10 protein-coding genes are annotated in these 11,434 nt (G+C 68.8%); 6 read left to right on the top strand and 4 right to left on the bottom strand.

Annotated elements, in window-relative coordinates; genetic code table 11:
• The first annotated feature begins 157 nt into the window (after nt 1-157).
• On the top strand, nt 158-1,033 hold the full coding sequence (locus C2L80_RS05725; RefSeq protein WP_087198100.1) for an AraC family transcriptional regulator: 876 nt from the start codon (nt 158-160) through the stop codon (nt 1,031-1,033).
• The gene (locus C2L80_RS05720; protein WP_103262830.1) at nt 1,030-1,911 is read left to right on the top strand and encodes a DMT family transporter; all 882 of its coding nucleotides are present in this window, start codon (nt 1,030-1,032) and stop codon (nt 1,909-1,911) included. The genes C2L80_RS05725 and C2L80_RS05720 overlap by 4 nt, the downstream gene beginning before the upstream one ends.
• A 543-nt stretch (nt 1,912-2,454) precedes the next feature.
• On the opposite strand, the gene C2L80_RS05715 is transcribed toward C2L80_RS05720, so the two are convergent.
• Nucleotides 2,455-3,129: an SOS response-associated peptidase family protein gene (locus C2L80_RS05715; protein ID WP_103262829.1), complete on the bottom strand. Its 675-nt coding sequence runs from the start codon at nt 3,127-3,129 to the stop codon at nt 2,455-2,457.
• Between the two features lie 192 nt (nt 3,130-3,321).
• Between C2L80_RS05715 and C2L80_RS05710 the strand changes: the two genes are divergently transcribed.
• Together C2L80_RS05710 and C2L80_RS05705 are read left to right on the top strand one after the other, a co-directional pair.
• Entirely contained in the window at nt 3,322-3,624 is a 303-nt protein-coding gene (locus tag C2L80_RS05710) for a metal-sensing transcriptional repressor (protein ID WP_171899942.1), read from the top strand.
• 106 nt (nt 3,625-3,730) lie between these two features.
• Nucleotides 3,731-6,346, top strand: a complete 2,616-nt coding sequence (locus tag C2L80_RS05705; RefSeq protein ID WP_103262828.1) for a heavy metal translocating P-type ATPase — start codon at nt 3,731-3,733, stop codon at nt 6,344-6,346.
• A gap of 191 nt (nt 6,347-6,537) precedes the next feature.
• Here the strand turns inward: C2L80_RS05705 and C2L80_RS05700 are convergent, their stop codons facing one another.
• Nucleotides 6,538-7,668 carry a pyridoxal phosphate-dependent aminotransferase gene (locus C2L80_RS05700; protein ID WP_103262827.1) on the bottom strand — a complete coding sequence of 377 codons (1,131 nt, stop codon included), beginning with the start codon at nt 7,666-7,668 and terminating at the stop codon, nt 6,538-6,540.
• A 289-nt stretch (nt 7,669-7,957) separates the two neighbouring features.
• Here C2L80_RS05700 and dinB point away from each other — a divergent pair, with 289 nt between their 5' ends.
• Nucleotides 7,958-9,226 (top strand): DNA polymerase IV, encoded by a 1,269-nt coding sequence (gene dinB, locus C2L80_RS05695; protein ID WP_239938744.1) that lies wholly within the window; start codon nt 7,958-7,960, stop codon nt 9,224-9,226.
• Between the two features lie 24 nt (nt 9,227-9,250).
• On the opposite strand, the gene C2L80_RS13840 is transcribed toward dinB, so the two are convergent.
• The gene (locus tag C2L80_RS13840; RefSeq protein ID WP_157941023.1) at nt 9,251-9,418 is read right to left on the bottom strand and encodes a hypothetical protein; all 168 of its coding nucleotides are present in this window, start codon (nt 9,416-9,418) and stop codon (nt 9,251-9,253) included.
• Nucleotides 9,419-9,429: 11 nt separating this feature from the next.
• Complete coding sequence (locus C2L80_RS05690; protein WP_103262826.1) at nt 9,430-10,302, bottom strand: DegV family protein; 873 nt, start codon at nt 10,300-10,302, stop codon at nt 9,430-9,432.
• 245 nt (nt 10,303-10,547) lie between these two features.
• Here C2L80_RS05690 and C2L80_RS05685 point away from each other — a divergent pair, with 245 nt between their 5' ends.
• On the top strand, nt 10,548-11,276 hold the full coding sequence (locus C2L80_RS05685) for a Fic family protein (protein ID WP_103262831.1): 729 nt from the start codon (nt 10,548-10,550) through the stop codon (nt 11,274-11,276).
• Nucleotides 11,277-11,434 lie beyond the last annotated feature (158 nt).

Here is an 11,434-nt window from a genome sequence, read left to right as displayed (position 1 = left end):
CCCCCCGAACCCCCCGCTCCGATCTCCGTGATCTTCGCGAGCCCCTTACCGGAGGCGGCACCTTCGATAGCCGCGAGCCGCCCGCCATGCGCAATTTCGTTCAAGCGCGAAGCCCGCCTTCGTGGTATCGTTTCCGTTTCGGACGAAAGGACGGAAAATGGACGCGCTCGCGAAAGGAACCGACGCTTCGAGCGGCCCCTGCGCAGGGGCCGACGTTCGGCGCGCCTTCGCCCTGCAAGCCGTCCCCGGCGTCGAGACGATCGCGTTCGAGGGCGTCGCCCAGCCCTTTCCCGCCCACTTCCACGAGTTCTGGACCATCGGCGCCATTGCGCGAGGCCACCGGTGCGCGACATGCGGCGGCGCGACGCTCGGCATCGGGCCGGGGGACGCGGTGCTGTTCGCTCCCGGCGAGGCCCACGGATGCCTGCCGGTGGACGGGGAGGCGCTCTCCTACCGCAGCGTGGCCGTCCCCGACGTGGAGCTTGCGCGAGCGCTCGGCAGGGAAGCCGGGTCGCTTCGCCCGATCCGCTTCGCCGTCCGTGACGCGGCGCTCATCCGGGCGGTGGACGTCGTGTGTGCGCTCGCGGCCGACCCCGACGCCGACGCGCTCGCCCAGGAGGAGGCCCTGGCCGTCCTCGCCGCGCGTGTCGCTGCGCGCTGCGAGAACCCCCGCGCATGCGGCAAAGCGGCCGCGAACGCCGCCCCCGGAGGAGTCGAGCGCGCCCGAGCCCTCCTCGAGGAGCGCTGCGTTGAAGGGGTCGCGCTTTCCGAGCTGGCCGAGGCGGCGGGCCTGTCCCGCTGCCACCTCGTGCGCGCGTTCTCGGCCCGCACGGGCCTCACGCCGCACCGCTACCTGCAAGCGCTGCGCGCGAACCGCGCCCGCCGCCTGATCGCAGACGGCCTCGCGCCGTCTCAGGCGGCCGCGCAGTCCGGCTTCTCCGACCAAGCCCACATGACCCGCGTGTTCAAAGCGCTCTTCGGCCTCACTCCGGCCCGCTACCGCGCAAGCGTCGAAAAGGGGCGCCGAGCGTGAGGGGCCACGCGCTCGCGCTCGTCACCGTGCTCGTGTGGGCCGTGACGTTTGTGTCCACGAAGGTGCTGCTTGTGCACCTCTCTCCCATGGAGATCCTGTTTTCGCGCTTTGCCGTGGGCTTTCTCGCGCTCGCCGTCCTACGCCCGCGTCGGCTGCGCCTCCCGAGCCGCGCCCAGGAGAAGTGGTTCGCCCTGGCCGGAGCCACGGGCATCGCGCTGTACTACCTTCTGGAGAACATCGCGCTCACATTCGCCCCGGCGTCCGTGGTTGGCGTGGTCGTGGCCGCCGCGCCCCTGTTCACGGGCTTGCTCTCGGCAGCGCTCTCGAAGAAGCGCCCGAGCTTGGCCTTCTTTCTGGGCTTCGCCGCGGCCATGGCAGGCGTGGCGCTCGTGAGCTTCGGAGGAGGGGGCTTCGCGGGACAGGCCGCCGAAGGAGGGAGCTTCGAGGCCGCGGGCGTGCTCCTCGCGCTCGCGGCGGCCGCCACCTGGGCCGTGTACTCCCTCGTCACGGACAAGATCGCCTCGTTCGGCCTGGACGGCGTCCTCGCCACGCGGCGCACCTTCGCCTGGGGCCTTCTGTTCATGGCGCTCGCGCTGCCCTTCTTCGGCTTCTCGCCAAACTGGCCGGCGCTGACCTTGCCCGAAGTGTGGGGGAACCTCGCCTTCCTCGGCTTGGGGGCGAGCGCACTGTGCTTCGTGACGTGGAACCTCGCGGTGAGAAGGCTCGGCCCGGTGACCGCGAGCCTCTACATCTACCTCGTGCCCGCGCTCACCGTGCTCGCCTCGTGCGCGGTGCTCGGCGAAGCGCTCACGCCGTCCGTCGTCGTCGGCGTTCTGCTCACCGTCGGCGGTCTGGCGCTCTCCGAGCGCGGAACGTAGAACCGTCCTCCGCTCCTCCGCGCCGAAGTGTCTCCATTCGTCGCCGGAACGTACAGATGTTTCACGTGAAACATGCCCCCTCGAGCCGATCGCCGTCTCGCCGGCAACCTTTCCCGCAGCTGAGGCCGAGGGCTTTGAGCCCTATCGCCCACGAACGGACAGGGCGCCTTTTCTCGGCGCATGCCGGGATCCGCCGTGATGGGGAGCCGTCGGACTCGAAAGGCCCCGCCAAGCGCCATGGGGGTTCTCAAACGCCCCGGACTTTCGCGGAACGCCCCATGAATCCCGCTGCGAGGGAGGGGGTGCGGCCTTCGAGCCTGGGGCCTCGCCATGGCGGTGAAACCGCATGCCGAAAAAGGAATGGGAACAGATGTTTCACGTGAAACATCCCGGCGCGCAAAAGCGCCCGCTTCCTCCCGCGAGCGTCACCGTGGGCAGCGCCCCTGTCGCTCGCGTTCCGACCTTTTGCACGAGGCGTTTCGGGCGCGCCGCCGAAACGTACGAATGTTTCACGTGAAACATTCCGACGCGCCGCGCACCCTCCTACGCTTCCGGCGCGGCCTCGAGGATGGGAGCGCTGCGACCGAGGGCCGCCGCGAAGTCGCCGACGAGCCACAAGGCTGCCCCGTCCGCGTCGAGCGCAAGCGGCATGCGGCTGTGCACCGGCGCGACGACCGGGGAAGGCTCGGTGGTCACGAGCGAGAAGCGCCCGGCCTCGTGGATCCCCGCGAGGATGAGCGGCGCGCCGTCTGCGCGCGCGAAGGAGTAGGAGCGGCGCATCGGCTTTCCGGTGCGCGGGCTCGCCATCATCTCGGTCGCATGGGATTCGAAGAACCGCCAAGCCGGCACGAGGCAGCGGCGACGTTCGAACGAGGCGCGCCCCATGCTCGACGGATTGTCCCGCGCCGTCTCGATGCGCGTGTTGAACACGGGACCCTTCTTCCAGGGAACCTCGTATCCCCAAACCATGTCGGCAACGGCCAGCTGCGTCCCGAGGCCCGTGGGCGCGATGAGCGCCACGACCGACGAGGGGAAGGCGTCGCGGTGCGCAGCCAACTCGCGAGGGGCCGGCGCGGACAGGCTCTCCCGGAAATCGTCGAGCGCATCGAGCGCACCAAGGCGCACGACCGCGTCCTTGCGGGCCTCCAACCCGCGGGCGACCTCGGCTGCGATACGGGCGACCTCGTCCCGGTCGACCATGACGAAACGCCTGCACACGTCCCGCTCCTTTCCATGACGCCCGCCTTCGGGCGCAGCATTGTACCACGCGCCCGCACGCCGCGACGCCGCTTTGCCCTCCCCGTTGACGAAACGACGCTTGACAATGCCCTCAGGGGGTATATACTGGCTGCGACAAGCGAAATGCCCCAAGGGGGCATACGGAACACGAGGCGAAGGAAGGCGAGCGCCATGGAGCGACAGGACTGCTGCCACCGCAAGGAGACGCCGCGCTCGGCGGCGTTGCAAGACGACCTGCACAAGCGGCTCAACCGCGTCATCGGCCAGCTGAACGGGGTGAAGGGCATGATCGAGGACAACCGCTACTGCGGCGACGTCCTCGTGCAGCTCGCGGCAGCCGAAAGCGCCGTGCACCGCGTCTCCGAGATCATGCTGCAAGACCACCTGGAGACGTGCGTCGTGGAGCAGATCCAGCGCGGCAACGTCGAGGTGGTCGACGAGGTCATGCAGCTTCTGCGGAAGTTCTCGCGCTGATCCGAGCGCCGCACGGCACCAACGGGCTCGCGCCTGAAAGCGAACGCGAGCGAAAACCTCCCATCGACGACGTCTCGCCCGAGGCGGGGCGCGGAAAGGAACCGTTGTGAAGAGAACGTTCGACATCACGGGCATGACGTGCGCGGCGTGCTCCGCGCGCGTCGAGAAGGCCGCGCGCGGAGTGGACGGCGTGCGGGACGTGGCCGTGAACCTGCTCAAGAACACCATGGAGGCCGAGCTCGACGAGGCTCCCGGCGTCGCGGAGGCCGTCGAGCGCGCCGTGGAGAAGGCGGGCTACGGCGCCTTCGCGCGGCCCGAACGAGCGGCCTCGTCGCCCGCGACGCGGGCCGCCCAGGCGCGCCCCGTGGCCGACGCCGCCGCCGAGGCCAAGCGCGTGCGCACGCGCCTCGTCGTGTCCACCGCCTTCACTGTGCCCTTGTTCTACCTGTCCATGGGCCACATGTTCGGCTGGCCTTTGCCGGGCTTCTTTTTGGGAGAGGCGAACGTCATGCCCTTCGCCCTCACGCAGTTCCTGCTGCTTCTGCCCGTGATCTTCGTGAACTTCAAGTTCTTCCGCGTGGGCTTCAAGACGCTCGCCCACGGCGCGCCGAACATGGACTCGCTCATCGCGCTCGGCTCGGCGGCGTCGACGCTCTACGGCGTCTACGCGCTCTACAAGATAGGCTACGCGCTCGGCGCGGGCGACGTCCACGCCGCTCATGCGGTCGCCATGGACCTCTACTTCGAGTCGGCCGCCATGATCCTCACGCTCATCACGCTCGGCAAGTACTTCGAAGCGCGTGCGAAGGGCAAGACCACCGACGCCATCGCCAAGCTCATGGACCTCGCTCCCAAGGAGGCGACCCGCCTCGTCGAGGGCCGCGAGGAGCGCATCGGCATCGACGAAGTGCGCGAAGGCGACATCCTCGCGGTGCGCGCCGGCGAGAGCGTGCCCGCGGACGGCACGCTTATCGAGGGGGCGGGCACCGTGGACGAATCGGTGGTGACCGGCGAGAGCGTCCCGGTGGACAAGCGTCCGGGAGACCGGGTGACGGGCGCCACCGTCAACCGCTCGGGCTGGTTCGCCATGCGCGCCGACCGCGTGGGGGACGACACGACGCTCGCCGGCATCATCCGCCTCGTCGACGAGGCCACCTCTACCAAGGCCCCCGTGGAGAAGCTCGCCGACCGCATATCGGGCGTGTTTGTGCCCGCGGTCATCGCCGTCGCGCTTATCACGTTCGCCGTGTGGACGCTCGGCGTGGGCTCGTCGCTCGAGACGGCGCTCTCGCATGCGGTGAGCGTGCTCGTCATCTCGTGCCCGTGCGCGCTCGGGCTGGCCACGCCCACGGCCATCATGGTGGGCACCGGGCGCGGGGCGCAAAGCGGCATCCTCGTGAAGTCCGCCGAGGCGCTTGAGACCGCGCATAGCGTGAAGACCGTCGTGCTCGACAAGACGGGGACGGTGACCAAGGGCGCGCCGAGCGTGACCGACGTGGTCGCGGCCCCCGGCGTCGGCGAGGAGCGCCTGCTCGAGGCCGCCGTGTCCGTCGAAGGGAAGTCCGAGCACCCGCTCGCGCGCGCCGTCGTCGAGCACGCCCGCGCCCGCGGCGCGCACCCGCTCATCGTCGAAGGGTTCTCGCAGGTGCCGGGCGAGGGCGTGGAGGCGCTCGTGGACGACCGGCCCACCATCGCCGGCAACCTGCGCATGATGGAGGCGCGCGGCGTGGACGCGGGCGATCTGGCGCAAGCGGCGCGCCGCTTTGCCGACGAGGGCAAGACGCCGCTGTTCTTCGCGCAGGACGGTCGGGTGCTCGGCGTCATCGCCGTGGCGGACACCGTGAAGCCCACGAGCGCCGCCGCCTTGCGCGAGCTTGCCGCCATGGGCGTGCGCACGGTCATGCTCACCGGCGACAACGAGCGCACCGCCGCCGCCATCCAGCGCGAGGTGGGGGCCGACGAGGTGGTGGCCGGGGTGCTTCCCGAAGGCAAGGAGCGCGAGATCCGCCGCCTGGCCGAGAAGGGGGCGGTGGCCATGGTGGGCGACGGCATCAACGACGCGCCCGCCCTCGCCCGCGCCGACGTCGGCATCGCCATCGGCGCGGGCACCGACATCGCCATCGAGAGCGCCGACGTCGTGCTCATGAGAAGCGACCTCATGGACGTGCCCGCCGCCATCCAGCTCTCGCGCGCCACGATGCGCACCATCAAGCAGAACCTGTTCTGGGCGCTCGTCTACAACGCCGTGTGCATACCCGTGGCCGCCGGCGCGCTCGCAAGCTGGGGCGTGAACCTGAACCCCATGATCGCCGCGGCGGCCATGAGCCTGAGCTCGGTGTGCGTGGTGACCAACGCGCTTCGGCTGCGCGGATGGCGGCCGCGCTTCGCGGCGCGAGCGGACGCGGCGCGAAGCGCCGAAGGGCCGCGCGCTGCGGACGGCGCGGCGAGCGAAGATATCGAGAAGGCCGCCGAAGCGGGAAAGGAAACGGGCGCGGACGCGCCCGGAGGAAAGGAGACGACCATGGAGAAGACCCTGCGCGTGGAAGGCATGATGTGCCAGCACTGCGTCGCGCACGTGAAGAAGGCCCTCGAGGGGGTGGACGGCGTCGAGGAGGCCGTCGTGGACCTCGACGCGGGCACCGCCACCGCGAAGATGAGCGAGGATGTGCCCGACCAGGTCCTCGCCGCCGCCATCGTGGAGGCGGGCTACGAGGTGAAGTAGGAATGCGGAAGGGCCGTCGCGCTCAGGCGGTGGCCCGAAACGAAGCGTCGCGGCGGGCCTTCGCCGGAACGTCCGCAGCCCGCCGCGCCCTTGCGCGCGAGGACACCTGAAGCAGTGCGCCGATACGCTCGGCCCGCTCGCATTGACCCGCGCCCTCGCATGCGAGGGCGCTCGAAGCCAAAGGGGCCTTTTCAGCAGCCCGCCACGATCTCCCGCAACGCGGCGATGAGCTTCTCGTTGTCCTCGCGCGTGCGCACGGCCACGCAGAAGTAGCGCCCGTCCTCGAGTCCCGGCGTGCCGTCGAGCCTGCGGACGATGAACCCGGCCAGATGCAACCGCGCCGTCAGCTCGTCGACGCTGCGCACGCCGAGCGAAAGCTCCGGCCCGCCGTCGAACGAGCACATGACGTAGTTCGCCTCGGCAGGGAAGATGTCGATGCCCGGAACGAGGTTGAGCATGCACTGCAACCACGGGATCTCGCTGTCCAAAAACTCGCGCGTGCGCTCAAGGTGCTCCGTCTCGGACAGCGACAGCTCGCCGAGCACCTCGGCGAACATGGGCACGCCCGAACTGTCGTAGAAGCGCGCGATCTGCGCGATGGTGTCGGGGTGCGCGATGCAGTAGCTGACCGGAATGCCCGGCATGGCGAACGGCTCGCAAAACGAGCGCACCACCACGAGGTTGCGATGCTCGGGCACGAGGCCCACCATGCTCTCGCCGCCCAACGTGAGCTCGATGGAGCGCTCGTCCACCACCACCCAGCTGCACGCGTCCAAGTAGGCGCGCAAGGTGGGCTCGGGCAGGAGGCGGCTCGTCGGATAGCCCGGATTGGCCAGCACGGCCGCGTCGAAGCGGATGCCGCAGCGCTCGGCGGTCGCCGGGTCGGGGACGACGAACCCGCCCGGGCCCGCGATCTCCACCACGCGATGCCCTGCGTTGCCGGCCGCCAGCGCGTACTCTGCCGGACCCGGCACAGCCACGCCCACGGTGCAGGGCTGGTAGGTCTGCGCGACGGCGCGCACCATGTCGCCCACGGTCGACCCGGCGAGGAAGGAGTCCGCGGAGAGCCCGAACTTGCGCGCAAGCGCGCCGCGCAGCGCATGCGCCTCGCGATCGGGCGGGTAGTTCAGCTCGCCCGCGGCCAGCGCGTCCTCCATGGCGCGGATGAACGACGGGGGAGTGCCGAGGGGGTTCGCCGTCCCCGAGAAGTCGATCCAGTTCATCTCCGTGCGAAGCTCGTAAGGCGGCGAGAGCAGCTGCTTTGGCAGGGCGGTCACGCACTCGCGCATGCCAGGCTGCGCGCAGGTCGGATGCGGCGCCATCGTCTCTCCTTTCGACGGTCCTTCGCGTGCCGCCGACGGGCGTGCGGCGCAAGCCCGAAAGACGTTCCAGCCGGCTGTTGTCGTGCGGTCGCGCCCTCCCGCCCCGAAGGGGCAAGGGATGAATATCCTAGCACAAGTCGGCTGCGCGCGGGCGCGGCGTGCTAGACTTATGCGCGACATGAGACGGGAATCCCCACATACCGCCAGCGAAGCGCCGGTCGGCCCCGAAGGCGGTGCCGCACGCAAAGCCGCCGACGCGGACGCCGCTGCGCGCGACGGGCAGGACACCTTGCCGCTTCCGCCTTGGAAGGGCCCGGCCATCCTGCTCGTGGACCTCGACGCGTTCTTCGCCTCCGTCGAGCAGCTCGACCATCCCGCTTGGCGCGGCAAGCCCGTCATCGTGGGAGGCGACCCCGACAAGCGCGGCGTGGTGTCCACGGCCTCTTACGAGGCGCGGCCATACGGGGTGCGCAGCGCCATGCCCTCGTCCACCGCATACCGTCTGTGCCCCCACGCCATCTGGACGCGCGGTCGGTTCGACCGCTACCGCGAGGTGTCCAACGAGATCATGGACATCCTGCGCTCCGAGACGCCGCACGTGCAGCAGGTGAGCATCGACGAGGCGTTCCTCGACGTGTCTCCCACCGCCGTGAACCGCGAGCACCCTGTCGAGGTGGCCCGGCGCATTCAGCGACGCGTCGAAGAGCTGGGCGTGACGTGCTCCATCGGCGTGGGCACGTCCAAGACCGTCGCGAAGATCGCCTCGGACATGGACAAGCCGCGCGGCCTCACCGTGGTGTACCCCGGAGGGGAGCGCGACTTCCTCGGACCTTTGCCCGTGCGCACGATGAGCGGCATCGGCGCTGCGGCCGAAGAGAAGCTGCGCTCGCGCGGCATACGCACGCTCGGCGAGCTCGCCGACGCGGACGAGGGCATGCTGCTGCGCGCGTTCGGCAAGAACGGCCGCGTCATGCACGTGCGCGCGAACGGCGGCGACGACGCGCCGGTCGCGCAGGACGACGACGTGAAATCGGTGTCCAACGAAATGACGTTCGCAGTGGACCTCACCGCGCGCGACGAGGTGGAGGGGGCCATCGCCACCATCGCCGCGAAGGTGGGGCGCCGTCTGCGCCGCAAGGGTCTGCGCGGCCGCACGATCAGCCTGCGGATGCGCTACGACGACCGCAGCGTGCGCTCGGTGCAGCGCCAGCTGGCGGCGCCTAGCGACGACGAGCTGGCCTACACGCCGCTTCTGCACCGCATGATGGACGAGCTGTGGCAGCCCGGCATGCCCGTGCGCCTCATCGGCGTGGGGATGGCGGGATTCGAGGAGGACGAGGGCGTGCAGGAGGCCCTGTTCGACATCGCGAAGGTCGCGCCGAGCGAGGATGACGTGCGGCCGTCCATCCCAGACGAGGGGAAGCGCCGCGGCCTCATCGAGGCCACCGACCTCGTGAAGGACCGCTTCGGCGAGACCGCCGTGCGCTTCGGCCGCGAGCTGCGCGGCGAGGGGAACACCACCGGATCCGCCGCCAAGAACCCCGCCGACTACAAGTGACCCCGTCTTGCACGAGGACGGAGGTCAGTGAACTCCCAGAGCGCGAAGCAGCCCGAACACCGCAACGGCGACGACGGCGAAGGCGAGGAGCAGGAGCAAGACGAGCCACCGCCCGTAGACCTCGCCGTCTCGGTTCCTCCATCCGTCGGGGATGAGGACGTCGGCCAGCACATCGGCGAAAACGTCCAACATGCTCGCGCGCCCTACCTTTCGCTCGCCAGGAAGAACAGCGCCATCGTGCCGGGGCCGGAGTGGGCGCCGATGACGGGGTCCACGTAGCTGATGACGACTTCCTTCACGCCGAAGCGGGTCTTCACCTGCTCGGCCACGTACTCGGCGTCCTCGATGCAGTCGCCGTGGGTGATGAACACCATCTGCTCGCCGATGGGGGCGCACCCCGTCTTCTCCATGTGGTCCACGAGCGCGTTGAGCGACTTCTTGCGGCCGCGGACCTTCTCCATGGGGATGAGGTGGCCTTCGTCATCCACGTGCATGACCGGCTTGATGTTGAGCATCGTGCCCGCCCACGCGCTCGTGCGCGACACGCGCCCGCCGCGGAACAGGAACATGAGGTCGTCCACCGTGAACCAGTGGGCCAGATGCAGCTTGTTGGCCTCCACCCAGTCGCGCACCTCGTCGATGGACGCGCCCGCGCGCGCCCTCTGCACCGCGTGCCACACGAGCAGTCCCTGCCCGCCCGAGGCCGCGAGCGTGTCCACGGCGTGCACCTTGCGGTCGGGGAACTCGGCGGCCAGCTGCTTCGTCAAAAGCTCGATGGCCTCGTAGGTGCCCGACAGCCCGCTGGAGAAGCCGAGGTACAGCACGTCGCGGCCCTGCTCCAAAAGCCCGCGCATGAGCGCTTCGGAATCGGCGAGGCTCGGCAGCGAGGTGGTGATCACCTTGCCCTCGTGCATCATCGTGTAGAACTGTTTGAGGTCGGTGTGCTCGCCTTTGAGGTAGCTTTGGTACTGCTCGCCGTCCACCATGAAGGTGAGGGGCAGGATGTGCAGACCGAACTCGTCGATCATCTCCTCTTTGAGGTTGCTGCTGGAATCGGTGACGATTTCGAAGTCCATCGGGGCCTCCCGTGCTTTCCCGCGGCTCTCGCTCCACGTGCGCGACCGCGCTTTTCCTTACCGGATGAAATATAGCACACAACGCATGCCGCGCGCGCAACCCGTTGCCAGCGTGTTCGGCCCCGCACGGCAAAGGATTGCCCCGATTCGGCTACAATGAAAGATATACGGTTTTCGCAATGATCACGAAAACCGTCCCCAGCAAGGAAAGAATCGAAGCCGACCGAAAGCGAGGTGCGCGGGCGATGGGTGATCTGCTGGACGAGTACCGCAGGCAGAAGCGGATCGGCCTCGAAGGCAACCTGTACCACAAAACGCAGATCGAGCTTGCCTACAATTCGAACCATATCGAAGGGTCGCGCCTGACCGAAGCCCAGACCCGGCAGATATTCGAAACGCGCACGATCGATGGCCCTGCGAGAATCGACGACGTATGGGAGGCCGCCAACCACTTCCGCTTGTTCGATCTCGTGCTCGACACGGCCGAGGAGCCGCTTTCGATCGATCTCGTAAAACGATTTCATCGCACCTTGAAAGCGAACACCGATCAGGCCCTCTCTGACAGCATCTACGAGCCGGGCGCATTCAAAACCCTTCCGAACGAGGTGGGGGGCATGCTCACCGTCGAGCCCGAGAAAGTTGCCGTCTGCATGGACGACCTGCTCAGCTCGTACGCCGAAACACGCAAGACGTTCGAGGCCGTCATCGGCCTCCATCACCGATTCGAGCGGATCCATCCCTTCCAGGATGGCAACGGACGCGTGGGGCGCATCATCATGTTCCGAGAGTGCCTGGCGAACGACATCGTCCCCTTCGTCGTGCGCGACGACATGAAGGCGTACTATTATCGCGGGCTTTCCAAATACGACGAGGAGCCTGGATGGCTCCTCGATACGTGCCGCAGTTTTCAAGATGACTTCGTCGCTCGGTTCCTGCCGCTCGTCCCCCATGTGAAACCGCCGAGAGCGGGGTAGGGAACCGCGCTTCGGACCTTTGCGAACGCAGCCCTGCGCCGCAAGCGCGTACGCTGCGGCTTGAGCACTCCCCCTCGCACCCTCCCTGCGGTTTTCTTGCGCCGCATGCGCCTTTGCGGTGGAATCGGAAGGCGTTTTTCCCTATACTGTCCAAGTTT

This window comes from Rubneribacter badeniensis (assembly GCF_002899695.1).
Classification (GTDB): Bacteria; Actinomycetota; Coriobacteriia; order Coriobacteriales; family Eggerthellaceae; genus Rubneribacter; species Rubneribacter badeniensis.
The sequence above is the reverse complement of the archived record's forward strand: the minus strand, read 5'-3'. Positions and strand labels throughout refer to the sequence as shown.